Below are 26469 nucleotides of genomic sequence, written 5' to 3' on the forward strand. Positions count from 1 at the left end.
GCTGCGATGAGCACCGAGGTAACCGGACGTCGCCGGGTGAGTGCGGCCCTGCCCGATTTCCCGTGGGACACGATCGCCGAGGTGAAGGCGCGGGCGGCCGCGCATCCGGGCGGACTCGTCGATCTGTCGGTGGGTACGCCGGTCGATCCGGTCGATCCGGTGATCCGCGCGGCGTTGAGTTCGGTCGCCGAGGTGCCGGGGTACCCGACCACGCACGGCACGCCGGAGTTGCGTGCCGCCGCGGTGGCCGCGTTGAACCGGCGTTTCGGTATCACCGGGGTGCCCGAGGCGGCGGTGCTGCCGGTGATCGGCACCAAGGAGTTGATCGCCGGCCTGCCGCGGCTGCTCGGGCTGGGGCCCGCGGATCTGGTGGTGATTCCCGAGATCGCCTATCCGACCTATGAGGTGGGCGGACTGCTCGCCGGGACCCGGATTCTGCGTGCCGACGGACTCACCCGGCTGGGCCCGGAGACCCCGGCGCTCATCTATCTCAACTCACCGTCCAACCCGACCGGCAAGGTGCTGGGTGTGGAGCATCTGCGGAAGGTGGTCGCCTTCGCGCGCGAGCGCGGCGTGATCGTCGCGTCCGACGAGTGCTATCTGGGGCTGGCCTGGGAAGAACCGGCCGTGTCGATTCTCGACCCGCGGGTCTGCGACGGAGATCACACGGGCCTGCTGGCGGTGCATTCGCTGTCGAAGACGTCGAATCTGGCGAGTTATCGGGCCGGATTCGTGGCCGGTGATCCGGAGCTGGTGGCCGAGTTGCTGGAGGTGCGCAAGCATTCCGGCATGATGGTGCCCTTCCCGATCCAGGCGGCGATGACGGCGGCACTGGACGACGACACGCACGAATCGGTGCAGCGGCAGCGGTACCGCGCCCGCCGGGAGGTCCTGCGGTCGGCGCTGCTGGATTCCGGTTTCCGGATCGACCACTCCGAGGCCGGGCTGTATCTGTGGTCGACTCGTGGTGAACCGTGCCGGACCACGCTCGACTGGCTGGCCCAGCGCGGCATTCTGGCGGCTCCGGGCGAGTTCTACGGTCCCGCGGGCGCCGGCCACGTGCGTATCGCACTGACCGCGACCGACGAGCGGATCGAAACGGCGGCACAGCGGCTGCGCGGCTGACCGCTCGCGGCCGCCGCCGGGCGGCGGTGCGGTAACGACTCCGCAGAGATTCGCGCGTCGAGTGCGGCCGTAGCCGGGCGGTCGGCGCTAGCCTGGGGTATGGACGCTGTCACAGTTGTCCCCACCCCCGGTAACGAGCCGGTGCACACGTACGCGCCGGGCAGCCCCGAGCGGGAGCGGCTGCTGCGCCGGCTCGCCGAAATCTCCGACAGCACCGCCGAGATTCCCCTGGTTATCGGCGGTAAGCATCGTCCGGGGATCGGTATGCGGCGGGATATCGTCGCGCCGCATCGACACCGGCAGGTACTCGGGACCTATACCGACACCACACACACCGAAGCCGCGGCGGCGATCGAGGCCGCCATCGCGGCCGCTCCGGATTGGCGCGCGCTGCCGTTCGACGAACGCGCCGCGGTGCTGTTGCGGGCCGCGGATCTGCTGGCCGGACCGTGGCGGGAGACTCTCGCCGCGGCGACCATGCTGGGCCAGTCGAAATCGGTGGCGCAGGCCGAGATCGACGCACCGTGCGAGCTGGTCGATTTCTGGCGGTTCAATGTCTCCTTCGCCCGGGGCATCCTGGCCCGGCAGCCGCAGTCCAGTGCTGGGGTGTGGAACCGGCTGGACTACCGGCCGCTGGAAGGGTTCGTCTACGCGATCACTCCGTTCAATTTCACCGCGATCGCCGGCAATCTGCCGACCGCGCCCGCGCTCATGGGCAATACGGTGGTGTGGAAACCCTCGCCCACCCAGACGCTGGCCGCCTATTACACGATGAAACTGCTGGAGGCGGCCGGGCTGCCGCCCGGTGTCATCAATATGGTCACCGGTGACGGGCGAGAACTCTCCGAGGTCGCCTTGGCCGATCCCCGGCTGGCCGGTATCCATTTCACCGGGTCGGGCGCCACTTTCCAATATCTGTGGAGTCAGGTGGGCGCCAATATCGGGCGCTATCACGGATATCCACGGCTCGTGGGGGAGACCGGCGGCAAGGATTTCATCGTCGCGCATCCGTCGGCGGATCCTGCCGCATTGCGTACGGCGCTGATACGCGGGGCCTACGAGTATCAGGGGCAGAAATGTTCGGCCGCCTCGCGCGCCTATCTGCCGCGCTCGCTGTGGCGGGAAATGGGTGACGATTTCCTCGGTATCGCCGAGAGCCTGAACTACGGCGATATCGCGGATCTGTCGAACTTCGGTGGCGCGGTGATCGACCGGCGGGCCTATGACAAGAGTGTGCGGGCGATCGAGCGGGCGCGGTCGGCCGGGGTGGACGTGCCGGTGGGCGGCACCTACGACGACAGCGAGGGCTGGTTCGTCCGGCCGACCGTATTGCTCGCCGACGACCCCCGCGACGAATCGTTCGCCACCGAATACTTCGGCCCGATCCTGTCGGTGTTCGTGTACGACGATTCCCAGCCCGACGCCTACCGGACGATCTTGGCCGAGGTGGAATCCACCGCCCCGTACGCCCTGACCGGTGCGGTCTTCGCGCAGGACCGGCACGCCGTGGAAGAGGCCGCCCAGCTGTTGCGGTTCGCGGCCGGCAACTTCTATGTCAACGACAAACCCACCGGCGCGGTCGTGGGACAGCAGCCGTTCGGCGGGGCACGCGCCTCGGGAACCGACGACAAGGCAGGATCTCCGTTGAACCTGTTGCGCTGGGTGGCCCCGCGAACCGTGAAGGAAACCTTCGTCCCGCACACCGATCACCGCTATCCCCATATGGAGCAGGGATGAGCGGCCCGCCCCGCCGCGCCGGGCGGTACGCGGACCCGCCCCGTTCCGGCGGGGAGTTGCGGTGAACCCGCTGCGTCCGGCGGTCCTCGCCGTGGCCGGATCGGACCGGGCGAAACGAATTCTCACCACGAGCCCGGCCACCGCGGCCCTGGTTGCGCGCTTCGTACCCGGGGAAACCCGGCCGGATCTGATCGCCGCGGCCCGCGCGCTGCTGATGACCGGGCGGGCGGTGAGCGTCGACTACCTGGGGGAGAACACCACCGACCGCACGCAGGCCGACGCGGCGGTCGCCGAGTATCTCGCATTGATCAACGATTTGGCGGCCCTGCCCACCACCGAGGTGCCCGCCGGTGCGGCACCACTGGAGGTGTCGGTCAAGTTGTCCGCGCTCGGGCAGGCACTGGGCGCCGACGGCCCGGCGATCGCCACCGAGAATCTGCGCACCGTGTGCACCAAGGCGGCCGAGGCCGGGGTCTGGGTGACCGTGGACGCCGAGGACCACACCACCACCGCCGCCACCCTCGCCACCACCGCGCGGGTCCGCCCGGACTTTCCCTGGCTGGGCACGGTGATCCAGGCCTACCTGTACCGCAGCGAGGACGATTGCCGCGACCTGGCCGACGCGGGCGCCCGGGTGCGCCTGTGCAAGGGCGCCTACCGGGAACCGGAAACCGTCGCCTACCAGCGGCGTGTCGATGTGGACCGCGCCTATCTGCGTTGTCTGCGGGTCCTCATGCGCGGTGCGGGCCGGCCTCTGGTCGCTTCCCATGATCCGGTGGTCCTCGCGGCGGCGGCCGACCTCGCGACGATCACCGGCCGCCGCCCCGGCCGCCTGGAATACCAGATGCTGTACGGCATCCGCACCGACGAGCAGCTCCATCTCGCCGACCGTGGAGACTTCGTCCGGGTGTACCTGCCCTACGGTCACCAGTGGTACGGCTACCTCATGCGCCGGCTCGCGGAACGGCCCGCCAACCTGACGTTCTTCCTCCGCGCGCTCGCCGGGCGTTGACGGGGGCGCCCCGGCAACCTTTCAGACCAGCGGTTTGCCCTTGCGGATACGGCGGCGCATATCCCACAGGTAGTAGTTCATCGGGAACTGACGTAGGACGCGGGGCTGGATCTTCAGGCCCACGCCGATGAGCTTCATGGTGCGGTCGAACCAGCGCTGGTTGCCTTCGGTCCAGGTGAGATGCATTTTCTCGCGGATCTGCGGCGGCAGGCAGCCGGTGACGACGAAACGGTGGAATCGTGCCGAGACCCACTGGATCGGGCGCGCCACCATCTTCAGGTCGATGAGGTCGTTGAAGTAGGCGCGGGTGGTGTCGTCGATTTCCAGGGCGTCGAGATTCTCTTCCCAGAACTGCCAGAACGCGGCGCGGTCGGCCGGCCACATCTCCGGTCGTACCTGCAGGGTGGTGCCGAGCCGGATGCTGTGGGCGTAGAAGGTATCGGCGGTCGCCTCGTCCATCGGGCCCTGGACCTTCTCCAGCAGGTCGACGAAACCGTAGTACAGGCAGGCGGCGACCCACAGCTGGAGTTTCGGGTCGAAGGCGTTGTACTTCACGGGGCTGGTGGGTTTGGTACGGATGTGGCGATGGGAGGTGTTGACCGCGAGCCGGTAGGCGTTGCGCTCTTCGTCGGTACCCAGCATGGCGACGGCGAGATAGGTGAGGGTGGTGCGGAGCCTTTTGAAGGGATGCTCCATGACGTTGCCGCTCTTGACGTCGCTCTCCATCACGCCGTAGGCGACCGGCCGCAGACCCAGCTGCATGATGACGTTCGCGGTGCCGCCCAGGAACGCGGTGACTCCGACGATGTGATCGTTCATATCGAAGTCGGGTGCGTACAGCCGCTGGGGTTCGGGATCGTTCATCGGAGCGGGCCGGGGCGCGGTCATCGGTGACCTCTTTCCTATGAGAAGATTATATGATAACCATCTCATTCTCTCGATGTTGCGTCAACCGCCCCCGCAATTGTGCGATGCTTACCGTGTCATTGCATCGCCGAGCGCGGGAAGGTGCCGAGATGGGTGCGCTGGCTCAATTGTTGCCTCTGGTGCGAACACCGCGCCGAGATCAAGATCAATCCGTGCTGTCCGCGGCGTTGCAGGCTTTTCTCGACTTCGGGATCAAGCGCACGAGCATGGTCGAGGTCGCCCGGCGTGGCGGCCTCTCCCTGGCCACACTGTACCGGCGGTTCTCCAGCAAATCGGATTTGATCCAGGCGGTCGGATTGGCGCAGACCCGCGATTTCATCGAGGGTGTCGATGCCGCGGTGGCGCAGCAGATCGAGCGCGACGCCGGCGCCGAGGATCAGATCGTGGAACTGTTCGTCGCGTTCCTGGCCGGTCTGCGCGGCAACGAGCTGCTGGATCGGCTGCTGAACACCGAGCCGGAGATGGTGCTGCCCTACCTGACCACCCGGGGCGCCCCGGTGATCGAATTGGGCCGCGATTATGTCGCCGAATTCATCACCCGCCTCCAGGGGGAAGGCAAACTGCCGGCCTACGATCCGCTGCCGCTGGCCGAGATGATCGCGCGGACCGCGCTGTCGCTGGCGCTGACACCGCAAACGGTTATCCCGCTGGACGACGATGTCGCGGTGCGCAGATATGCGCGTGATCATGTGGCGGTCTCGTTCCGGGTGCCGGGCCAGGTCGCCGGATCCTGAGATTCGAACAGGATCGTTCTCGTATCCGCGAATTCGAATCAGACGAGTTTCAGTCCGAACCTGCGGCGGATCCGGAAATCGACCAGGTAGGCCTGGATCGGGAAACTGCGCAGCGGTGCCGGCAGCGTCGCCGAAACCCGGCCCAGTCCGCGGAGCACGCGCCCGAACCGGCGTTCGTCGTCCGCCGACCAGTCCATGCCCATCTCCGCGCGCAGATGCGGCGGTAGGAGGCCCGCGGTGACCCATCGGTTGAATCGGCCGCCGAGGAGCTGGACCGGACGGGGGAACATCTTCAGATCGACGAGCTCGTTCAACATGTCCCGCACCGGTGGGTCGATCCTGGTAGCGGCCAGGTTTTCGGTCCAGTAGCGGTCGAATGCCGCCGGGTCCGCGGGCCAGGCCTGTGGTGGTACCTGCAGGGTGGTGCCCAATCGTGCGGAATGGCGGTAGATCGTCTCTTCGAGTCCGGCGTCCGCCCGGCCGTGCATCCGCTCGCGGATATCGCGCGCACCCCAGTACAGGCAAGCGGCCACCCACAGTTGCAGATCGCGGTCGAATGCGTTGTACCGCACCGGACTCCGCGCGGTCGAGCGTACCTGGCGATGCGCTGTGTCGACGGCTGCCCGATAAGCGGCCCGCTCGGCCGGGCTGCCCAGCAGTGCGACCGCCAGATAGGTGAGTGTGGTGCGGGTGCGCTTCACCGGGTGCAATGTCAGCTTTCCGCTGTCGACCGGGCTTTCCAGAACTCCGTATCCGACTCCGGGGACGGCGAGCTGCATGATCACATTGGCGGCGGCGCCGAGTATCGCGGCGCCCTCGACATAGGGGCGGAAATCGAAATCCTCGTCGTGCACCGCGCCGGCCGAATCGGCCGGTCGATCGGCGGGGCCGGGTACGGGCGGTCCCGCGGCGGGTGTGCTGATCATGGAAGGCACCGTTTCGAGGGCTCGAGAAGCCTGACGATTCACCTTCTCGCCGCTGTCCATATGTGTCAAGCGACACCGGAGGAATGCGATCGTGTGCGCACTCGCCGACGGGACGTGGTTTGCGAAATGCGAATCGATGCATCCCACGGCGGGCGCGGAAACCACGCGCAACGAATACGCGGACCTCCGACCGGCGGATATCCCGGGATTTCTCCGGGGCAGGTGCCCGACCGCCGGCCGGGGCCGGGGCAGTAGTTTGGGCGCATGTCCTACGGCCACCGCCTGCTCAGCTCCCTCGACCCCCTCGCTGTCGCCGCGGGCGCCGATATCCCGGACGCCGTGACCATCGACGGTGTGACGCTGTCCCGCAGCGATCTGCTCGGGGCGGCCACCTCGGTGGCCGAGCGCATCGCCCGGGCCGAACGGGTCGCCGTGCTGGCCAGGCCGACTCCGGCGACCGTGCTCGCCGTGGTGGGCTGCCTGATCGCCGGAGTCACCGTGGTACCGGTGCCCCCCGATTCCGGTACGGCCGAACTCGACCATATGCTCACCGATTCCGGCGCCCGGGCCTGGCTCGGCGAAGCGCCCGAGGGCACTTCCCTGCCGGTGGTCCCGGTGCGCCGGCATGCCCGCTCCTGGCATACCTATCCCGAGCCCGATCCGGGCACACCGGCTTTCGTGCTCTACACCTCCGGCACCACCGGTGCCCCCAAAGGCGTGGTACTGAGCCGCGGGGCCATCGCCGCCGGACTCGACGCGCTCGCCGATGCCTGGGCCTGGACCGCGGCCGATGTGCTGGTCCACGGCCTGCCGCTATTCCATGTCCACGGGTTGATCCTGGGTCTGCTGGGGCCGTTGCGTATCGGCAGTCCACTCGTGCACACCGGGAAACCGACCCCCGCGAACTACGCGGCGGCCTCGGGCACGATGTATTTCGGCGTACCGACGGTTTGGACCCGGATCTCCGAGGATCCGGCCGCGGCCGAGAAGCTGGCAGGGGCCAGGCTGTTGATCTCCGGGAGCGCCCCGCTGCCGGTGCCGGTGTTCGAGCGGCTCGCCGAACTCACCGGGCACCGGCCCATCGAGCGCTACGGCATGAGCGAAACCATGATCACCCTGTCGGCCCGGGCGGACGGCGAACGCCGGCCCGGGTGGGTCGGCGTACCTGTGCGCGGTGTGCAGACCCGGCTCCGGGACGAGGCGGGCCGGCCGGTCCCGCACGACGGCGCCGGTATCGGCGGCCTCCAGGTGCGCGGGCCGATGCTCTTCGACGGCTATCACGGCCGCCCCGAGGCCACCGCCGAATGCTGGACCGAGGACGGGTGGTTCCGCACCGGCGATGTCGCCGCCATCGACGCGGACGGTTTCCATCGGATCGTGGGCCGCGAATCGGTGGACCTCATCAAGTCCGGCGGCTACCGGATCGGTGCGGGCGAGGTGGAAACCTCGCTCCTGGGCCATCCATCGGTGGCGGAAGTAGCCGTTGTGGGTCTTGCGGATGCCGACCTGGGGCAACGCATCGTCGCCTTCGTGGTCCCGCGCGCCGCGGCGCCCGCCGAACAGGAACTCATCGACCACGTGGCCGGGGAACTCTCGGCGCACAAACGGCCCCGTGAGATCCGCTTCGTGGACTCGCTCCCGCGCAACGCCATGGGCAAGGTCCAGAAGAAGCTGCTCGACCAGCGTCGTCGGCCCTGAAGCAAGCCGCGGGCCGGCGGTGATCCCGGTCTTGACCTCAACTCAGGTCGAGGTTCTACGGTTCGATCATGAACACCACGCTCACCCGGGACCATGTCGACTATCTCGCCGGACAGCGGCTGGGCCGGTTGGCCACCGTAGCGCCGGACGGGGCACCGCAGAACAATCCCGTCGGTTTCCGCTACAACCCCGAACTCGGCACCATCGATATCGCGGGCTGGAATATGGGCCGATCCCGCAAGTTCCGTAATCTCGCGGGCAACAACCGGGTGGCATTCGTGGTGGACGATATCGCCTCGGTCCAGCCGTGGCGGGTGCGGTGCCTGGAGATCCGCGGCACCGCAGAAGCGCTCACCGATACGGTCACCTACATCGGGCCGGAGGAGAGCGAACTCATCCGAATCCACCCCGAACGCGTGATCGCCTTCGGCCTCTGACAGCGTGTCTGGTAACTCGTGTGGATTACCGGACACCGCCCTTCCCGGGCGTCCGCGGTTCACACCCTGACCGGGGAATCAACCGTGGGTTTCCGCGTCGTCCGGGCCGGTTGCACCGGCACCCGCAGGGTGCCGGTCAGTGCCTTCCCGTCGGCGGACATTGGTAACCCGGCCCCCTGCTCGGAGGTTCGGGGATCCTGACACGTCTCCATTGCCGGCCCAGGCGGCGAGGTTGACCGCGGCATTCAGATCCCGATCCGACCGGTACCCACACCCACAGGTGAACACCCGATCCGCCAAGGTGAGACCCGCGTTCACCGCACCACAGGCCGAACACCGTTTACTCGACGGGAACCAGCGATCCGCCGTGACCACGGCACCACTGCGCCACTGCGCCACTGCTGTTTGTAGTGCAGCAGCCACGCGAAATCCGTCCATCCGGCATCACTGACCGCCGTGACAGACGCCGGTTGCGCAGCATCCCGGCCACATGCAGGTCTTCGATTACGAGCCGGTCGTGGGTCTTGACCAGCCGGTTGGTGACCTGATGCAGAAAATGGCGACGAACATCGGCGATCCGGTGATGGTGGCGCGCCAACCGGGCGGCGGCCTCGGTCCGGTTACGTGATCCCTTCTGTTTCCTCGACAATGCTTTCGCCAACCGCCGCTGCCGGGCTTGCCCGGCGGCCAGCGGCTTGGGCGCCCGATTGATCCGGACGGTTTCAGCACCGTCGGCGGTGGCGGCGACCAGGAACGCCGACAAACCGCGGTCGATCCCGACCCAGCCACCACCGAGCGCGGTTTTCACCATATGCAGGCACTGGTTGAACGCGAACCGGGCCGCACCCGCGTGCCGGGCAAGCCGGGCACACTGCTCGACCGTGGGGTCGAGGCAGTACCGGAACGCGGTGTGTCGGCTCATCACCGGGGAGTGTCGCACAGGCCACCGAAACAAACCCCGCCGCCGACCGTGGGCGGGACAGCAGCAACATCGACAAGGCCCAAGGACTGCAGTTCCCAGACACGCTCTGAGTCCCGGCCCGCTCAACCTCCAGCCCCACCCCGGGCGGCAGTGGGCCGACCGCGGCGGACGGCACAAGGGTCCCGACCGGGAGCCGAGGCTCCGCCGCCGGCCACCAGGGCCGCATGATCCGCCGCTACATCATCTGGCGAAACCGTCACATCGATGATCAACGGCTACGAGCCGTGGTCGACAAGGCCAACGTTGCCTGATGCGGCACTAGACGGTATGGGTGGCCGTCGGCGGTGAGCTGGGGGTTGCGGGCCGGGGCCTCGCTCACCCATGTTCGTGGGTTACCGAGCGGGAGTCGCCTGCCCGGTCTTTCCGACAGTGGTGGGAGGCCCCGGTGTTTACCGAGCGTACGAGTGTCGGGCTGGACGTGCATGCACGTTCGGTCGCGGCAGCAGCTATCGACGGCGTCACGGGTGAAGTGTTCCAAGCCCGGTTGACCCCGTCGTATGAGCACATCGGGTCGTGGATATCGGGGTTGCCGGGTCCGGTGGCGGTGGCCTATGAGGCCGGACCGACCGGGTTCGGGTTGTATCGGGCATTGACCGATGCGGGGATACGTTGTGAGGTCCTCGCGCCCTCGAAGCTGCAGAAACCGGCTGGTGACCGGGTCAAAACCGACGCCCGCGACGCATTGCATCTGGCGCGGTTGCTGCGATTGGACGAGATCACCGCGGTGTCGATCCCGACCGTTGATCAGGAGGCGGCCCGGGATCTGGTGCGCGCGCGTGAGGACTGCCGCGGCGATTTGATGCGCGCCCGGCATCGGCTCTCGAAATTGCTGCTTCGGCACGGCATCGTCTACTACGGCGGCGCTGCCTGGACCGGGACGCACGACCGATGGCTGCGTACCGAAGCGGCACCACAGTTGACCTCGCGGGCCACCCGGATGGCGTTCGACGCCGACTACGACCACGTGCTGACGATGCAGGCCAGACGCGGACGCCTCGACGCCGCGATCGAGGAGATGGCCGCTGCGAGTGAGTTCACCCAGGTCGTGCGCCGGGTGTCGTGTCTGCGTGGGGTCTCCACGCTGACCGGTTTCGCGTTGGCGGTCGAGATCGGTGACTGGAATCGGTTCAGTGGCAACACCATCGGATCATTCGTCGGCCTGGTGCCCTCGGAGTATTCCTCCGGTTCGTCGCGCGTGCAGGGGGCGATCACCAAGACCGGAAACACCCACGCACGCCGCCTGCTGGTCGAAGCGGCCTGGCACCACCGGCCCCGTTACCACGTCGGCGCGGTGATGCGCCGGCGATGGGACCAGGCGCCGGCCGCGGCCCGGGCGCGTGGCGACGAGGGAAACCGCCGCCTGCATCAGCGGTGGCTGCGATTCGGTGAACGCCGCAAGCGGTCTACGGTCGCGAACGTGGCGATCGCCCGAGAACTCGCCGGCTGGTGCTGGTCCCTGGCGGTCATGAACGACTGATCGCCACCTGATCGGCTTCCTCGGCGGGCCGGTGGTGGCAGCGCGTGGATCGACCCGCGACACAACTATGAGCAGACCCATGAGGTCGACGCTCGATGCTAGACACGCGGATGAGATCCAGCCGAAACCCCGTCCTGCGGTATCCAACCCGCGCATATCAGTCTGACCGCGCGTCGCTCACGACACGCTCACCACAGACTCGCCAGGAAGCAACGAGGCGCCGTCGGGGTCGCTCCCGACGGCGCCTCACCACGCCCTCTTGACAAACTTCTCTACATATCAGTTGTGGGCGTGAAGGGCTTCGTTGAGTTCGATACCGGTGCCGGCGCGGGGCACCACCTCGACGGTTCCGGTGCGCGAGTTGCGGCGGAACAGCAGGTTGCTCTTGCCGCTCAGTTCGGCTGCCTTCACCACGGTGCCGTCCGGGCCGGTGACCTTGGTGCCGGCCGTGAGGTAGAGACCGGCCTCGACCACGCAGTCGTCGCCGAGCGGAATGCCCAGTCCGGAATTGGCGCCCAGCAGTGAGCGCTCGCCGATCGAGATGACGGTGGTGCCACCACCGGAAAGAGTGCCCATGGTGGAGGCGCCACCGCCGATATCGGAGCCGTCGCCGACGACCACCCCGGCGGAGATCCGGCCCTCGACCATCGAGGTGCCCAGGGTGCCGGCGTTGAAGTTCACGAAACCCTCGTGCATCACGGTGGTGCCGGCGGCGAGATGCGCGCCCAGGCGGACCCGGTCGGCGTCGCCGATGCGGACACCGGACGGGACCACGTAGTCGACCATGCGCGGGAACTTGTCGATGCTGTACACCGTGACCGGGCCGCGCGCACGCAGTTTGGCGCGGGTGGTCTCGAAGCCCTCGACCGCAGCCGGACCGTGGTTGGTCCACACCACATTGCTGAGCAGGGCGAACTGGCCCTCCAGACTCACCTCGTGCGGCCGGACCAGGCGGTGGGAGAGCAGGTGCAGCCGCAGGTACACATCGTGAGCGTCCACGGGGGCGGCGGAGAGATCGGCGATGGTGGTGCGCACCGCGACGACGTCGACGCCGCGCGCCGGGTCCGGGCCCACCAGATCGGCGAATTCGGCGGGCGCGGTGGCGAGGCGCTCGGTGCCGGTGTCACCGAACTCACCCAGCTCGGGGCTGGGGAACCAGGTGTCCAGTACGGTCCCGTCCGAGGTCACGTTGGCGATGCCGATGGCGGATGCTCCCTGAGTGCTCACGACACGGAAGCCTACCCACCGGCGGTCCCCAACGGTGGGGCCCCTCTACGCTCGTACGCTGTGACCCTCGACCTGCACGCCGACCCCATCGCACTCACCGCGGCCCTTGTCGATATTCCGAGCGTCTCCCGGGACGAGGCCGCGATCACGGCCGCCGTGGAAACGGCGCTGCGCACCCAGACCAGCGGTTTCGAGGTGTTGCGCCGCGGCAATGTGGTGCTCGCCCGCACGAATCGGGGACTGCCGACCCGGGTCGTGCTGGCCGGGCATCTGGACACCGTGCCGATCGCGGACAATGTGCCGGGCCGGTTCACCACCGAGAACGGCGCCGAGGTCTTCTACGGCTGCGGTTCGGTGGATATGAAATCGGGCGACGCGGTGTTCCTGCATCTGGCCGCCACCGTAGCCGAACCGGTCCACGACCTGACCCTGATCTTCTACGACTGCGAGGAGATCTCCGCCGAATTCAACGGACTCAACGCCATCGAGCGGGAAGTGCCGGAATGGCTGGACGGTGATCTGGCGATTCTCGGCGAACCCTCCGGCGGCTGGATCGAGGCCGGCTGCCAGGGCACGTTGCGGGTCCGGTTGCGGACCGCCGGGGTGCGTGCGCATTCGGCCCGCTCCTGGCTCGGCGACAATGCGATCCACCGGTTGGCGCCGGCCCTGGCGCGGCTCGCGCAGTATCGGGCCCGGGAGGTCGAGATCGATGGTTGCCGGTACCGCGAAGGGCTTTCCGCGGTTCGGGTCGGCGGCGGGGTAGCGGGCAATGTGGTGCCGGATGCGGCCGAGGTCGAGGTGAATTTCCGGTTCGCGCCGGACCGTTCGGTGGAGCAGGCGATCGACCACGTGCGCGAGGTGTTCGCGGGTCTCGAACTCGATCTGGAGATCACCGACGCGGCCGCCGGCGCGCTGCCCGGCCTCACCGCGCCCGCGGCGCGCGGTCTGATCGATACGGTGCAGGCACACGGGTCGGCGGGCGTTCGGGCCAAATACGGATGGACCGACGTCTCCCGGTTCGCCGCCCGCGGTATCCCCGCTGTGAACTTCGGCCCCGGCGACCCCAACCTCGCGCACAAACGCGACGAGCACGTCCCGCTGGCCCAGATCACCGCCGTCACCGAAATGCTGCGCCGCTATCTCACAGCTTCCTAGCCGCCCGGTTCTCGGATGGGGGCGAGCGCAGGTCAGGTCCGCGCGGACACACACCGGCGTGGTGATCGGGGCCATAGGACCGGCGAAGGCATCGTCTGAGCGCGCCCAATAAACTGCGGCCATGTCTACCGACGCCGCCGAATCCGGGATGGCCGGCAAACCCAAGACCCGCTACCGCGGGCCCATCATGTTCCGCCGGGAACGGACCCCGCGGGGCACCACCGCCGATCAGCATCTGCTCGATCAGCGCAGCGACAGCGACTGGGTACACACCGACCCGTGGCGGGTGCTACGGATCCAGGCCGAATTCGTCGAGGGTTTCGGCGCCCTGGCGGAGGTCCCGCGCGCGGTGAGCGTCTTCGGTTCGGCACGCACCGCACCCGGCAACCCGGAGTACCAGGCCGCGCGCGACCTCGGCGCCGCTCTGGCGACCGCCGGTTTCGCGGTCATCACCGGCGGCGGGCCCGGGGTGATGGAAGCCGCCAACCGCGGCGCGTCCGAGGCCGGCGGCTACTCCATCGGACTGGGTATCGAGCTGCCGTTCGAACAGAGCCTCAACGACTGGGTCGATCTGGGGATCAACTTCCGGTACTTCTTCGTGCGCAAGACGATGTTCGTGAAGTACTCCCAGGCCTTCGTCTGCATGCCCGGCGGCTACGGCACCCTGGACGAACTGTTCGAGGCGCTCACCCTGGTGCAGACCCGCAAGATCACCCGGTTCCCGATCATCCTGTTCGGCAGCCGGTACTGGGCCCCGCTGGTCGACTGGATCCGCGAGTCCCTGGCTGCCGACGGTCGTATCTCCCCGGGCGATATCGATCTGCTGCACGTCACCGACTCGGTCGAGGACGCGGTGCGCATCATCGAGGAGTCCGAGCCGGGCTCCGCGACCATCGAGAAGGTCGGTACGGAGGACGAATGGTGACTCCGCGACCCTTCGCAGTGTGCGTGTACTGTTCGGCCGGCACCACCGACCCCGATCACCTGGCACTGGCGGCCCGGGTCGGCACCGAAATAGCCCGGCGCGGCTGGCAACTCGTATCCGGCGGCGGACACGTCTCCATGATGGGTGCCGTGGCCACCGCCGCCCGGGCCGGCGGCGCCAACACGATCGGGGTCATACCGAAACACCTGGTCCACCGGGAGGTGGCCGATGTGGACTCCGACGAACTCGTCGTCACCGACACCATGCGCCAGCGCAAACAGGTGATGGAGGACCGCTCCGACGCGTTCCTCACCCTCCCCGGCGGAATCGGCACCCTCGAGGAGTTCTTCGAAACCTGGACCGGAGGTCAGCTGGGCCAGCACAACAAGCCGATGGCCATCCTCGACCCCACCGGGCACTACAGCGGCCTGTTCACCTGGCTGACCGAACTCCACGACCGCGGCTTCGTCCCGCAGGCGGCCCTCGACCGCATCACGGTCACCCCCGACCTCACCGAAGCCTTCGCGGCCCTGAGCAAGGACTCGGATCAGTGAGCTGATCCGGGCGAAGCTCGGGTCTCGAGACCGAAACGGCGAGACCGAGGGGGCCTCGACCCCGCGCGCCGAAGGCGCGCCATAAACTCGGTTCATGTTCGAGCCCGTCCGGCCGTTGCCGACACTCTGCGGCCGGACCGTCGCGACCGATCGCGCGCTGGTGATGGCCATTGTGAATCGCACCCCCGATTCCTTCTACGACCGCGGCGCGACTTTCAGCGATTCCGCCGCGCTGGCCGCGGTGGCGCGGGCTGTGGACGAGGGTGCCGATCTGGTCGATATCGGCGGGGTGAAGGCGGGGCCGGGCGAACACGTGGACGCGGCCGAGGAGTCGCGGCGGGTGGTGCCGTTCGTGGCGGCGATCCGGGAGGGCTATCCCGAGCTGTTGATCAGTGTGGATACCTGGCGGTCGGAGGTGGCGCGGGCCGCGGTGGCCGAGGGGGCGGATCTGATCAACGACACGTGGGCGGGTGCGGATCCGGAGTTGGTGGCGGTGGCGGCCGAGACCGGGGCCGGGATCGTGTGCAGTCATACCGGCGGAGCGGTGCCGCGCACGCGGCCGTACCGGGTCCGGTACACAGATGTGGTGGCGGAGGTGACCGATACCGTGGTGCGCGCGGCGGAAGAGGCCGCGGCCGCGGGGGTGCGCCGGGATTCGATCCTCATCGATCCCACCCATGATTTCGGGAAGAACACCTATCACGGACTCGCACTGTTGCGGGCAGCGGACGTTCTTGTTAAAAGCGGATGGCCGGTCTTGATGGCGCTGAGCAACAAGGATTTCATCGGAGAGACATTAGGTGTCGGACTTTCCGAACGGCTGGAGGGCACATTGGCGGCAACAGCGTGGTCGGCCGCGGCCGGCGCTCGTGTTTTCCGGGTACACGAGGTCGCCGCGACGCGTCGCGTCGTGGACATGATCGCCGCGATCCAGGGCATCCGGCCCCCTGTACGAACTCTGCGAGGTCTCGTATGAAATTCCCCCATCACGAGCTCGACTGGGCGTCGACCCACACATGGGACGCCCCCGACTGGCCGGTGACCGATCTGGTCGCCGCCAAGGCCGGGCGCACCGTATCGGTGGTACTGCCCGCGCTGAACGAGGAGAGAACCGTCGCCGAGGTGGTGGCCAGCATCCGTCCGCTGCTGGGCACTCTGGTGGACGAGCTGGTGGTGCTGGATTCGGGGTCGACCGACGCCACCGCCCAGCGCGCTCGCGCGGCCGGCGCGGAGGTGATCACCCGGGAGCAGGCCGTACCCGAGCTGGAACCCGCCCCGGGGAAGGGCGAGGTGCTGTGGCGTTCGCTGGCGGTCACCACCGGTGATCTGGTGGCGTTCGTCGATTCCGACCTGATCGACCCGGACCCGGCTTTTGTGCCGAAGTTGCTCGGCCCGCTGCTCACGACTCCGGATCTGCATCTGGTGAAGGCGTACTACCGGCGACCGCTGCGGCACGGCGGCGGGGTGGACGCCCACGGCGGCGGCCGGGTGACCGAGCTCGTGGCCCGGCCACTGCTGGCCGCACTGCGGCCGGGACTGAGCCAGGTGTTGCAGCCGCTGGGTGGTGAGTACGCCGGCACCCGCGAGTTGCTGACGGCGGTTCCGTTCGCCCCCGGCTACGGCGTGGAGATCGGGTTGCTGCTCGATACCTACGACCGCCTGGGTCTGGGCGCGATCGGGCAGGTCAATCTGGGGGTTCGCACCCACCGCAACCGTCCGCTGGCCGATCTCGGTGTGATGAGTCGGCAAATCCTCGGTACTGTGCTCGGCCGCAGCGGCGTCCCGGATTCGGGCGCCGCGCTCACCCAGTTCCCGTTGATCGGGGACGAGTTCACACCGCACAGCACCGCGGTCGATCTGGTCGATCGGCCGCCGATGAACACGATCCGGCCGGACGTCGCGGCCGCCTGAGCGCACCGAGCCGGAATCCGGCATCCGCCGGCGTCAGTGATCCGGGCCCGGTTCCCCCGCCGGTGGTTCGTCAGCGGTTCCCGCGGTGGGTTCGCCACCGGCCTTCGGCGGCTGTTCGTCTCGGGGCTGCTTCGTCGGGCGGTGGGAAGGTTCGGGTCCGGCAATTCCGGTATCGGGGGCGGATTCCGCGGCGGGCGGAGTATCGGATCCGGAGCCGGTGGACGTAGGTGGTGTGACGACGGAGGCCGCGGGTCTGCCGGCCTCCGCGGCCGGCTCCGGTCCGGCTCCGGTTCCCCCGGTTTCCGGCTCATCCCCGTCGGCCTCCTCGGCCGCTACCTCTTCGCCCCGCTCCTCGGGTTCTTCCTCTTCGCCGCGCTCCTGTTCGTTTTCCAGACGCGCACGGAGTTCGGCGACCGTCACATACTCGCTTTCGGCGGAATGCGGGGCGCGCAGCCACAGTACGACGGTGATCAGCAAGCCCACCGCGACCAGGGCCACCGCCAGGATGATCAACGCGTTCACCTGCGCCTCCACGAAATATTTTCCGGAGCCGACAATCGCCGCTGTGCACCACAGGGTGCCGAGTAATGCTATGGCTATCGAATCGTCGGGCCCGGGTAACCGGTCGCGGTAAAAGAAAAATCGGCCTACTGCGCACCACAGTAGCAATTCTTCGACCAGCTAATATTCGCTGTCGCTATCGGTGTTTCCGGCGTGTCGGCAGTACCGACCGCCGATCTTTTGCGGTTTCCGGCGGCGTCGCGGTCAGCGCCGCTGACGTACCGCCTGAGGGCGTGAATCCATCGGTTCGTGCAGATATACGGGGGTGAGCAGGTCGGCGTCCACGGGTTCGCCGGTGGTGCGCTCATAACGAACGCCGATCAGTACGGAGAAGCGGCGGTTGGCCGCTCGTTCGTGCAGGGTCGCCAACCGGGTGGCCAGCAGCCGTACCGCACCGAGCGAGCCCGGCGCGTGCAGACCGTCGAGAACCAGGATCGATCCGCGGCCGTCCGGGCGCGGTAGCCGTGCGAGATAGGCGATATCGTGCGGTTCCGGGCTGGCCGGCCGGTAGATACGCCGGGCGGCGCGGTCCTCGATACCGCGGCGGCCGTCCCCGGGGCGGGCCACCGCGCGGCGCAGGCGGGGGTCGGCGGCGATGAGATGCCGCAGACTGGGTGACAGTTCCGGGCCGCCGATCACGATGAGGCCGTCCCGGAGCAGGTCGATCGGGCGTCCCGGGGCGAAGGACTCGATGGTGACCGAGAAGCCGAGTTCCCTCAGCTGTTCGGCCAACCGGGGCGCCGCCGCCGGGTCGGGCGCTCCGATCAGCCTGCCCGCGCGGGTATCCGGGATCAGCAGCGTCAGCGGCCCGTGCCCGAAGAACAATCCCTCCGGCGCCGGGCCCTGAGTACTCACCTGGTGGATCCGGGCGCGCGAAAGTCCCGCCGCGGCACCGATTCTGGCGAAAGTCCACCCCTCGGCGTGTAACTCCCGGATCACCGCGCGCCGAATTCGGGTGAGCTCGTTGATGGTCTGCTGAGCCGCTGCGACTCCATCGGTGGCGGCCTTGAGTCGCTCGACTTTGTCTTCGATCGCGAATATTCGCGCCACGTCATCGGCCGACATGTGCGAAGTCTAGACAGGGAGACGCTAAACTGCGTCTAGCCTGGTTGACGATCAGGTGGCGTCGGTATCGATCGGGGGACGTTCGTTGCGCTCCAAGGGTTTATCCAACTTGGGCATAGGGTAATCTGGCATGCCGCTGTGCGTGCCCAGCACATTCTTGCTGTCCGGCAGCGCCCCGTCGAGATCCTTGAAAAGGGAATCATCCCCGTTCAGCAGATGTTTCGTCACCACCGAACGCGGTGACATACCGCGTAATTCCTGAAGGTCGGCGAGTGGTTTACGCAGCTCCTCGAATTCGGGCCCGAGTTCGGACCGCAATTGCGATGTCGCGCCGGTGGCGTAATCGCGTACTTGGCGCAGGCTGCGCGCAGTCCACCGCGCGGCGCCGGGCAGGCGCTCGGGACCGAGGATCACGAGGGCGGCGACGAGTAGCACGAGCATCTCGCCCCACCCGATACTGCTGAACACCCCTACAGGCTACCCGGCGCCGCGACCAGCGGGTCAGTCGGAGGCGAGCGTCACCGGGATGTCCACCTGGCGGCCTTCCCGGATGAGTTGGACGTTCACCGTCTGGCCGATCTTGTTCGTCTGAACCGCCACGACCAGTTCGTCGGGATTGGTGACCTCGCGGTCGCCGATCCGGACGATCACATCGCCTTCGACGATGCCGGCGTTCGCGGCCGGGCTGCCCGGCTGCACATCGGCGACCTCGGCACCGCTCATGACTTCGTTGGCGACGGTCTTCTGCCGGGCGCTCACCCCGATCATCGGGTGATGGATCGACCCGTCGCGAATGAGGGTCTGCGCGACCTGGGTCATCTGGTCCACCGGGATGGCGAAGCCGAGGCCCACCGAACCGCCGCTCTCGCTGCGGATGGCGGTGTTGATCCCGATGACCCGGCCGTCCGCGTCCACCAGCGCGCCACCGGAATTACCCGGGTTGATGGAAGCATCGGTCTGCACCGCGTCGATCACCGCCTTGGTATCGCTGCCCTCACCTTCGAGTTTCACCGGGCGGTGCAGCGCGCTCACGATGCCGGAAGTGACGGTTTTGCTCAGGCCCAGCGGGGATCCGATGGCCAGCACCGCGTCTCCCACTTGCACGTCATCCGATTTGCCCAGCTGTGCAACCGTGAGATTTTTCACATCCACCTTGAGTACCGCGAGATCGGTTTTGGGGTCGCGCCCCACGATATCGGCCGGTGCCCGGGTGCCGTCGGAGAAGGTGATCTGGATCCGGGCACGCCCGGATTGGTCCTGCGCCGCCATGGAGATGACGTGGTTGTTGGTGACGATATAGCCGTTGCCGTCGATGACGACCCCGGACCCGGTGGCGCCGTTGTCGCCGACCGTAGTGCGAATGGACACCACCGACGGCAATACCGCGTCGGCGACCTGGGCGATCGGGCCGTGCGGCTGATCGCTGTCGGTCTGTTCGAGACTTACCTTGCGGGAGGTCAGGGTCGAGGCGGTTTCCGCGGTCAACCGGCCGACCAGACCTCCGACCAGCCCGATCGCCAGTGCGATCGCACCGAGGACGAGTAGCGCCTTGGGGGCTACCCGGGACCCGAAGAGCACCTGCCGGGCAGAGAGTTGCTCGGCGCGTGGGAGTTCTCGCGCGGCCGGGGTGGCGAGTGCCGGCGCGCCGAGGCGGGCCGCCGAATCCGGATCGCGCCAGGGATCGGCCGGGCCGGCCACCGGTTCGCGCTCGTTGCCGGCGTCGGGATCGCGCTGAAGTAGTTCGGTGGACCCGGCGGGCCGGCCGAAGGCTTCGGCCAGCACGGCGGGCGGCGGTCCCTTCGGGGCCACTCGGACCGAGGGGTCGTTGTCCGGGCGGGCCGGGCGTGTGGCGAAGGATCCATTTTGACCCGACGGTCGGCGGAAGGCATTCGCGGTATGTGAGTCCACATGGGGCCGATAGACCGGCCGCGGAGCCAACACGGGCGCATCGGGCGGGCGCAGAGTGCCGTTGTCGGTCGTCGTGCCGTTTTCGTCCGCCGAATGAGCGTTATCGGCAGGGGAATTCTGCGTCGGTTCGGAACTCACGCGGCAAACTCTACTTGCGCCACCACACCGACCACCGGAAGCTGTCGAAGGTTGCCGAGAAAGATTGGCTCGTGAAGCCGAATACCGCCTCGTTGCGCTGATTTCCGGCCGAATTGCGCGATTGCGCGCCGCTGGGCGGTTCGGCCAGCGGAATGCGGGACAGGCTGTCGTGCAGGCCGGTGGGAATCGAGACCTGGGAGGCGCGGCGCAGCGCGATCCGCGCCTGCTGCTGGGCCTCGACCTCGGCCGCGCATTCCGGGCACACCGAAAGGTGCTGGGCCGCGCGAAGATAAGGATTCATCCGCAGTTCGCCATCGACGTAGGCGGCGACTGCCTCGCTCGCCAGATGTTCGGTGGAGTGGAACTGCGGGGAACGACGACCGGGCGTTTCGGAGTCGCCACTCATTCGCTGCCCATCCTTCCCGACCGGTATCACAAACTGCTGTGATCCCGGTGTCATGATCGCAGGATCACCCGAAGCTCGCCTCGGCGGCGAAACGCTCCTCGACTCCATTATGCGCAAGATACTCGCGCAGTGCCTGCCGGCCGCGATGGATTCGACTGCGTACCGTGCCGAGTTTCACGCCGAGGGTCGCGCCGATCTCCTCATAGGACAGTCCCTCGATATCGCAGAGCACCACCGCGGCGCGGAACTCCGGGGCCAGCGAATCCAGCGCGGATTGCAGGTCCGGATCCAGCCTGGCGTCGTGGAAGACCTGCTCGGGGCCCGGGCCGTCGGCGGGCACCCGATCGTAGTCCTCCGGTAGTGCCTCCATCCGGATACGGCTGCGTCGGCGGACCATGTCCAGGAAGAGGTTGGTGGTGATGCGGTGTAACCAGCCCTCGAACGTGCCGGGCTGGTAGTTCGACAGGGACCGGAACACCCGGATGAAGGTTTCCTGGGTCAGATCCTCGGCGTCCTGCGCGTCACCGGAGAGGCGGTAGGCCAGCCGGTACACCCGGTCGGCGTGTTCGCGGACCAGTTCGTCCCAGGTCGGCATCACGGTGCGGTCGCCGGTGGCGTCGAAGGCGGCGGTACCGGTCAGCGGCAGCATGCTGTCGAGTTCGGACGACGCATCGGCCACCACGGCCTGGGTAGCGTCGTATTCCTCGGCTCGCTCGTCGGTACTGGACATATCGGGCACCTCCATCAGGGCGTCCGGTGGAGCGGGGTCCTCGGTCACCGGGTCGTGCTGCGCGGCTACCTCCGAATCCGGCCCGGTAAACGGCCGCGGGCCGAATTCGTCCGGCCCCGGCAGGCCGTGCCCGGCGGCGGTCGCCGAACGGTCGGCCCGGGGTAGTGCGGGCAGGGTGGCGGACTCGCGTGCCGCATCGACCATGTGGATGGCGACAACCTCCTGATCGGGACCGAGGCGTAAGCTCTCCTACGCGGCCCGTTGTTCGGGCCGTCGTTCATCGGGTACAACGGTGGATCGGTACTCCGTTGTTCCCGCGCGGTGCGCTCGGTCGGCTGGTCTTGCGTAGCCATCACTCTTCCGTCTCCCGGTATGGGGCGGTTATGGGGATCCTGAGGGACACCTGAGAATGTTGCGACCGGCATCGCCGCATTTGGCATAGCCTCTTGGGCGTGGCATCGAACCTGGAGCTCAATCTCGCCTACGTGGAGGAATCCGTCGTCGAGGACGAGGTACTCGTCAGCGCCCGCGAACGGGCCACCGAGCTGGGCGTGGCTCCGGTACCGCCGTCGGTCGGCGCGCTGCTGAGCATGTACGCGCAACTGCTGGACGCGCGGGCGGTGGTGGAGGTGGGCACCGGTGCCGGAGTCAGCGGATTGTGGCTGCTCGACGGTATGCGGGAGGACGGCACGCTGACCACCATCGATTCCGAACCCGAACACCAGCGGGCGGCCAAGGAGTCGTTCCGGGCCGCCGATATCCCGCTCGCCCGGACCCGGCTGATCAACGGGCGTGCGCTGGACGTACTACCGCGGCTGGCCGACGGTGCCTACGACCTGGTGTTCCTGGATGCCTCCCCGATCGAGCACCCGCAGTACATCGTGGAGGCGGTGCGATTGCTGCGGGCCGGTGGGGCGGTACTGCTGCACAACGCACTGCTCGGCGGCCGGGTCCCGGATCCGGCGAATCGCGACGCGGCCACCCAGGCGGTCCGTTCGGCGACCCGGTACGTGGCCGAGGATCCGGGGCTGACCAGCGTGCTCATCCCGCTCGGTGACGGGTTGCTCTGCGCGTCCAAGGGCTAGCCGCGCGGCCGGGATCGGCCGCCGCCCCTGTGGCCGCATCACGTCGACCCCCCGGCGTATTGCTGCGATATTGCCGAGATGGTGCGGAGCGCTCGGTCGAGACCATGTTCTGCGGGGGCGGGTCGCCACGCGAACCGGTGCCGGGCAGCTTGGACGGGGTCTATCCGTCGGTGCGCGAGGGAAGGCCGGATCCAGCGGTTCCCGGCGCTGGTGCACGGCTTCGACCTGCTTCTTCGCATGTTCGTCGTAATCGTTGAGGCCTGAGCGGGACGTCTTTACGAAATCTCTACGGCGCCACCTCTTGCGTACGGTTGAACGTATGTTTAACGTATTGAACATGCGTTCAAGCGATGATCTGACCACGCGGGCCCGGATCCGGGACGCCGCGCTCGTCCTGTTCGGCGAGGCGGGCTTCGGGGTCGGTGTACGCGCCATTGCGGCGGCCGCGGGCGTATCGCCGGGCCTGGTCAACCATCATTTCGGTTCCAAGGACGGGTTGCGCCGCGAATGCGACGATCATGTGCGCGCGGTCATCCGCGAATCGAAGATGAGCTATATGAACCGGCCGTCGTCGGGGAATCTGCTGCAACAGCTGGCCGAAATCGAGGAGTTCGCCCCGATCATCGCCTACATGATGCGCAGCTTCCAGGCCGGCGGCGATCTCGCGGTATCGATGTTCGAGCACATGGTCGAGGACGTCGAGCAGTACCTGGAAGCCGGTATCGCCTCCGGCGCCGTCCGGCGGCCGCGGGACCTGAAAGTGATGGCACGCTATCTGGCGACCGTCAACGGCGGCGGCATGCTGCTGTTCATCCAACTGCGGGCCGGAGCGTCGGGCGCGGTCGACTACCGGCAGGCGCTGCGGGAGTACGGCGACCAGATGTTGCTGCCCGCTCTGGAGATCTTCACCGAAGGGTTGCTGCCCGACTCCACCATGCTCGACGCCGTCCTGGCCGATGCCGCGGGCCGGACCGAACACGGGGTATCGCCACCGTCGGACGCGCCGACCGCCGGCCGCGCGGAGACACCGGCCGCCGCGCACCCACCACAAACGCCCGCGCCGGCCCCAACCGCCGGCGACGCGCACTGAGCCGGCGCGGCGTCCGATCCGCCGCGCCGACGAACCCTCTCCATCAACGCTCTATCTCTGTCCCACGAGGAGACACGATGATTTCGGCAATTCGGATCCGGGATCTGCACAAACACTTCGGTCAGGTCCGGGCATTGGACGGCCTCGACCTGGAAGTGTCCGAGGGCGAGGTCCACGGATTCCTGGGCCCCAACGGAGCCGGCAAGTCCACCACCATCCGGGTGCTGCTCGGCCTACTGGCGCGCACCTCCGGCGAGGTGCGGCTGCTCGGGCGCGACCCCTGGGCGGACGCGGTGGCGCTACACCGCGAGATCGCCTACGTGCCGGGAGATGTGACCCTGTGGCCGTCGCTGAGCGGCGGCGAGACCATCGACCTGCTGGCCTCGATGCGCGGTGGGCTCGACACCACGCGCCGGGCCGAACTGATCGAACGCTACGAGCTCGATCCCCGGAAGAAGGCACGCACCTACTCCAAGGGCAACCGGCAGAAGGTCGCGCTGGTCTCGGCTTTCTCCTCGCACGCCCGGCTGCTGCTGCTGGACGAGCCCACCTCCGGCCTGGACCCGCTGATGGAACAGGTTTTTCGGGAATGCGTCGCCGAGGCGGCCGAGCGGGGGGCGACAGTGCTGCTGTCCAGTCACATCCTCTCGGAGGTCGAGGCATTGTGCGAGCGGGTCACCATCATCCGGTCCGGGCGCACGGTGGAGAGCGGCACGCTGTCGTCCATGCGGCATCTGAGCCGCACCTCGATCACCGCAGAACTCACCGGCGATCCCGGTGATATCGCGGCGATGCCCGGGGTGGCCGATGTGAGTATGGACGATCACACCCTGCGCTGCCAGGTCGACGGCGAACATCTGGCCGAACTCATCCGCGTCCTGGGCGATACCGGTGTCAGCAGCCTGACCAGCCGCCCGCCGACGCTGGAAGAACTGTTCATGCGGCACTACTCGATCAACGGCCAGGAGGCCGGCGAACTGGAAGAGGCGCGGAAATGACGACCGTCGTCGCCGGAGCACGGCACAGCGTGCTCCATACGAGGCCTGGCCGCACCGGATTCACCGGGACCGCCCGGCTGCTGCGGCTGTACCTGCGCCGCGACCGGATCGTGGCGCCGCTGTGGATCCTGCTGCTGTCCCTGCCGTTGGGCGGGGTCTATGTGGCCAGTATCGACTCGGTGTATCCCACCGCGGCCGATCGCGCCTCCTTCGCGGCCACCGTCCTGGCCAGCCCGGCGCAACTGGCGATGTACGGCCCGATCTACAACACCTCGATCGGCGCGGTGGGTATCTGGAAGGCCGGGATGTTCCACACCCTGATCGCGGTGGCCACCATCCTCACCGTCATCCGGCATACCAGGGCCGAAGAGGAGACGGGGCGCAGCGAGATCCTGGCCTCCACCTCGGTCGGTCGCTACGCGAACCTGACGGCCGCGCTCGTCCTGGCGCTGGGTGGCTCACTGCTCACAGGTCTGCTCGGCGCGGTGAGCCTGAGCGCGACCGATGTCCCGGCGAGCGGATCGCTGGCCTTCGGGCTCGCGCTGGCCGGATCCGGCATGGCGTTCGCGGCCGTGGCCGCGGTGACGGCGCAGGTCTGCACAGGTGCCCGGTTGGCGCGCGGGCTGGCGTTCGCGGTGCTGGCGGTCACCTTCACCCTGCGGGCGATCGGTGACGCCCGCGCGGGGGCCGGCCCGGCGAGCCCGCTGACGTGGTTGTCCCCGCAGGGCTGGTCGTTGCAGGTGCGGCCGTACGCCGGTGACCGCTGGTGGGTGTTGCTACTGCACCTTGCCCTGCTGGTGGTGCTGCTGACCGTCGCCTACGCGCTGTTGCGCCGCCGCGATGTCGGTGCGGGTCTCATCGCGGAACGACTGGGGGCGCCGGCAGCGGGTGCGGGCCTGGCCGGACCGTTCGGCCTGGCGGTGCGGCTGCAACGCGGTACGCTGCTGGCCTGGACGATCGGGGTCGGTCTCTACGGCCTGGTGATCGGCAGTGTGGTGGCGGGTATCGGGGACAGCTTCGCCGCGAACCAGACGTTGCGCGACCTGATCACCCGGATGGGCGGCTCCGAATCGATCGAGGATTCGTTCATTTCCTACGCCTTCACCATGCTCGGGGTGGCGGGGGCGGCGTACGCCGTCTCGGCGACACTGCGCCTGTTCGGCGAGGAGAACGGCCACCAGGCCGAATCGGTGCTCAGTGGGGCCGTCGGCCGGCTGCGCTGGGCCGGCAGCCACCTGTTGTTCGCGCTGGGTGGACCCGTGGTGATCATGCTGACCGCGGGGTTGCTCGGTGGGGTGGCCTACGGTCTCGCCAAGGACGATATCGGCGGGGAACTGCCCGGTGTGGTGGCCGCGGCGCTGGTCCAGCTTCCGGCGATCTGGTTCTTCGCCGGGGTGACCCTGGCGCTGTTCGGGCTGGTGCCGCGCTGGACGCCGGTGGCCTGGGGACTGCTCACCGCCGCGATCGCGGTGTTCCTGCTCGGTTCGTTCTCCGGCGCTCCGCAATGGTTCCGCGACCTGGAACCGTTCAGTCACGCGCCCAGGGTGCCGGGGTCGGAATTCACCGCGACTCCGGTCGTCGCGGTCACGGCGGTCGCCGCGGTGCTGCTCGCGGCCGGGCTCGCCGGGGTGCGGGGCCGCGACGTCCGCTGACCCGCCGCC

The 26469-nt window shown here is 68.2% G+C and carries 27 protein-coding genes; 16 read left to right on the forward strand and 11 right to left on the reverse strand.

Features of this window, described 5'->3' with window-relative positions:
- Positions 1-6: 6 nt before the first annotated feature.
- The 3 genes from dapC (at position 7) to NS4_RS17985 (ending at position 3874) form a co-directional block, all read left to right on the forward strand.
- Positions 7-1125 carry a succinyldiaminopimelate transaminase gene (dapC, locus tag NS4_RS17975; RefSeq protein ID WP_063060685.1) on the forward strand — a complete coding sequence of 373 codons (1119 nt, stop codon included), beginning with the start codon at positions 7-9 and terminating at the stop codon, positions 1123-1125.
- Between the two features lie 99 nt (positions 1126-1224).
- On the forward strand, positions 1225-2862 hold the full coding sequence (gene pruA, locus NS4_RS17980) for an L-glutamate gamma-semialdehyde dehydrogenase (protein WP_063060686.1): 1638 nt from the start codon (positions 1225-1227) through the stop codon (positions 2860-2862).
- A 61-nt stretch (positions 2863-2923) separates the two neighbouring features.
- Positions 2924-3874, forward strand: coding sequence for a proline dehydrogenase family protein (locus NS4_RS17985; RefSeq protein ID WP_063060687.1), 951 nt, complete (start codon positions 2924-2926; stop codon positions 3872-3874).
- A 21-nt stretch (positions 3875-3895) separates the two neighbouring features.
- On the opposite strand, the gene NS4_RS17990 is transcribed toward NS4_RS17985, so the two are convergent.
- The gene (locus NS4_RS17990; protein ID WP_084487461.1) at positions 3896-4762 is read right to left on the reverse strand and encodes an oxygenase MpaB family protein; all 867 of its coding nucleotides are present in this window, start codon (positions 4760-4762) and stop codon (positions 3896-3898) included.
- A 128-nt stretch (positions 4763-4890) separates the two neighbouring features.
- Between NS4_RS17990 and NS4_RS17995 the strand changes: the two genes are divergently transcribed.
- Positions 4891-5535, forward strand: a complete 645-nt coding sequence (locus NS4_RS17995) for a TetR/AcrR family transcriptional regulator (protein WP_063060689.1) — start codon at positions 4891-4893, stop codon at positions 5533-5535.
- Positions 5536-5573: 38 nt separating this feature from the next.
- Here the strand turns inward: NS4_RS17995 and NS4_RS18000 are convergent, their stop codons facing one another.
- Positions 5574-6461 carry an oxygenase MpaB family protein gene (locus NS4_RS18000; RefSeq protein ID WP_084487463.1) on the reverse strand — a complete coding sequence of 296 codons (888 nt, stop codon included), beginning with the start codon at positions 6459-6461 and terminating at the stop codon, positions 5574-5576.
- 264 nt (positions 6462-6725) lie between these two features.
- On the opposite strand from NS4_RS18000, the gene NS4_RS18005 reads away from it, so the two are divergent.
- Together NS4_RS18005 and NS4_RS18010 are read left to right on the forward strand one after the other, a co-directional pair.
- A complete protein-coding gene (locus tag NS4_RS18005; RefSeq protein ID WP_063060690.1) occupies positions 6726-8159 on the forward strand; it encodes an acyl-CoA synthetase in 1434 nt (477 codons plus the stop codon).
- A 68-nt stretch (positions 8160-8227) separates the two neighbouring features.
- Complete coding sequence (locus tag NS4_RS18010) at positions 8228-8596, forward strand: PPOX class F420-dependent oxidoreductase (RefSeq protein WP_063060691.1); 369 nt, start codon at positions 8228-8230, stop codon at positions 8594-8596.
- 78 nt (positions 8597-8674) lie between these two features.
- On the opposite strand, the gene NS4_RS33900 is transcribed toward NS4_RS18010, so the two are convergent.
- Together NS4_RS33900 and NS4_RS18015 are read right to left on the reverse strand one after the other, a co-directional pair.
- Positions 8675-9034, reverse strand: coding sequence for a zinc ribbon domain-containing protein (locus tag NS4_RS33900; RefSeq protein ID WP_084487465.1), 360 nt, complete (start codon positions 9032-9034; stop codon positions 8675-8677).
- A complete protein-coding gene (locus tag NS4_RS18015; RefSeq protein ID WP_063060692.1) occupies positions 8937-9518 on the reverse strand; it encodes a transposase in 582 nt (193 codons plus the stop codon). Before NS4_RS18015 ends, NS4_RS33900 begins: the two co-directional genes overlap by 98 nt.
- A 445-nt stretch (positions 9519-9963) precedes the next feature.
- Here NS4_RS18015 and NS4_RS18020 point away from each other — a divergent pair, with 445 nt between their 5' ends.
- The gene (locus NS4_RS18020; protein ID WP_063060693.1) at positions 9964-11055 is read left to right on the forward strand and encodes an IS110 family RNA-guided transposase; all 1092 of its coding nucleotides are present in this window, start codon (positions 9964-9966) and stop codon (positions 11053-11055) included.
- A 279-nt stretch (positions 11056-11334) separates the two neighbouring features.
- On the opposite strand, the gene dapD is transcribed toward NS4_RS18020, so the two are convergent.
- Positions 11335-12282 carry a 2,3,4,5-tetrahydropyridine-2,6-dicarboxylate N-succinyltransferase gene (dapD, locus tag NS4_RS18025; RefSeq protein ID WP_063060694.1) on the reverse strand — a complete coding sequence of 316 codons (948 nt, stop codon included), beginning with the start codon at positions 12280-12282 and terminating at the stop codon, positions 11335-11337.
- A 60-nt stretch (positions 12283-12342) separates the two neighbouring features.
- On the opposite strand from dapD, the gene dapE reads away from it, so the two are divergent.
- The 5 genes from dapE to NS4_RS18050 all read left to right on the forward strand — a co-directional run bounded on the left by dapE (position 12343) and on the right by NS4_RS18050 (position 16827).
- Positions 12343-13437: a succinyl-diaminopimelate desuccinylase gene (gene dapE, locus NS4_RS18030; RefSeq protein ID WP_063060695.1), complete on the forward strand. Its 1095-nt coding sequence runs from the start codon at positions 12343-12345 to the stop codon at positions 13435-13437.
- A 121-nt stretch (positions 13438-13558) separates the two neighbouring features.
- Positions 13559-14362, forward strand: a complete 804-nt coding sequence (locus tag NS4_RS18035; RefSeq protein ID WP_063060696.1) for an LOG family protein — start codon at positions 13559-13561, stop codon at positions 14360-14362.
- Positions 14356-14916 carry an LOG family protein gene (locus tag NS4_RS18040; protein WP_063060697.1) on the forward strand — a complete coding sequence of 187 codons (561 nt, stop codon included), beginning with the start codon at positions 14356-14358 and terminating at the stop codon, positions 14914-14916. Before NS4_RS18035 ends, NS4_RS18040 begins: the two co-directional genes overlap by 7 nt.
- A gap of 94 nt (positions 14917-15010) precedes the next feature.
- A complete protein-coding gene (gene folP, locus NS4_RS18045; protein ID WP_063060698.1) occupies positions 15011-15892 on the forward strand; it encodes a dihydropteroate synthase in 882 nt (293 codons plus the stop codon).
- Complete coding sequence (locus tag NS4_RS18050; protein ID WP_063060699.1) at positions 15889-16827, forward strand: glucosyl-3-phosphoglycerate synthase; 939 nt, start codon at positions 15889-15891, stop codon at positions 16825-16827. The genes folP and NS4_RS18050 overlap by 4 nt, the downstream gene beginning before the upstream one ends.
- 33 nt (positions 16828-16860) lie before the next feature.
- Here the strand turns inward: NS4_RS18050 and NS4_RS18055 are convergent, their stop codons facing one another.
- The 6 genes from NS4_RS18055 to sigE form a co-directional block, all read right to left on the reverse strand.
- Positions 16861-17349, reverse strand: a complete 489-nt coding sequence (locus NS4_RS18055) for a hypothetical protein (RefSeq protein ID WP_157106103.1) — start codon at positions 17347-17349, stop codon at positions 16861-16863.
- A gap of 243 nt (positions 17350-17592) precedes the next feature.
- Positions 17593-18453, reverse strand: coding sequence for a hypothetical protein (locus tag NS4_RS18060; protein ID WP_063060701.1), 861 nt, complete (start codon positions 18451-18453; stop codon positions 17593-17595).
- Positions 18454-18504: 51 nt separating this feature from the next.
- Positions 18505-18921, reverse strand: coding sequence for a Sec-independent protein translocase protein TatB (tatB, locus tag NS4_RS18065; RefSeq protein ID WP_063060702.1), 417 nt, complete (start codon positions 18919-18921; stop codon positions 18505-18507).
- A gap of 33 nt (positions 18922-18954) precedes the next feature.
- Positions 18955-20499: a S1C family serine protease gene (locus NS4_RS18070; protein WP_063060703.1), complete on the reverse strand. Its 1545-nt coding sequence runs from the start codon at positions 20497-20499 to the stop codon at positions 18955-18957.
- A 10-nt stretch (positions 20500-20509) separates the two neighbouring features.
- Positions 20510-20905 (reverse strand): zf-HC2 domain-containing protein, encoded by a 396-nt coding sequence (locus tag NS4_RS18075; RefSeq protein WP_063060704.1) that lies wholly within the window; start codon positions 20903-20905, stop codon positions 20510-20512.
- Positions 20906-20969: 64 nt separating this feature from the next.
- The gene (gene sigE / locus NS4_RS18080; RefSeq protein ID WP_051164998.1) at positions 20970-21554 is read right to left on the reverse strand and encodes an RNA polymerase sigma factor SigE; all 585 of its coding nucleotides are present in this window, start codon (positions 21552-21554) and stop codon (positions 20970-20972) included.
- A 533-nt stretch (positions 21555-22087) separates the two neighbouring features.
- Here sigE and NS4_RS18085 point away from each other — a divergent pair.
- The 4 genes from NS4_RS18085 (at position 22088) to NS4_RS18100 (ending at position 26460) form a co-directional block, all read left to right on the forward strand.
- Entirely contained in the window at positions 22088-22720 is a 633-nt protein-coding gene (locus tag NS4_RS18085; protein ID WP_439955793.1) for an O-methyltransferase, read from the forward strand.
- Between the two features lie 337 nt (positions 22721-23057).
- Positions 23058-23810, forward strand: a complete 753-nt coding sequence (locus NS4_RS18090) for a TetR/AcrR family transcriptional regulator (protein WP_084487467.1) — start codon at positions 23058-23060, stop codon at positions 23808-23810.
- A 77-nt stretch (positions 23811-23887) separates the two neighbouring features.
- Positions 23888-24808, forward strand: a complete 921-nt coding sequence (locus NS4_RS18095; protein WP_063060706.1) for an ABC transporter ATP-binding protein — start codon at positions 23888-23890, stop codon at positions 24806-24808.
- On the forward strand, positions 24805-26460 hold the full coding sequence (locus NS4_RS18100; RefSeq protein ID WP_063060707.1) for an ABC transporter permease: 1656 nt from the start codon (positions 24805-24807) through the stop codon (positions 26458-26460). The genes NS4_RS18095 and NS4_RS18100 overlap by 4 nt, the downstream gene beginning before the upstream one ends.
- Positions 26461-26469 lie beyond the last annotated feature (9 nt).

Origin of the sequence: Nocardia sienata NBRC 100364, from assembly GCF_001613205.1 — a bacterium.
In the GTDB taxonomy this organism is placed as follows: Bacteria; Actinomycetota; Actinomycetes; order Mycobacteriales; family Mycobacteriaceae; genus Nocardia; species Nocardia sienata.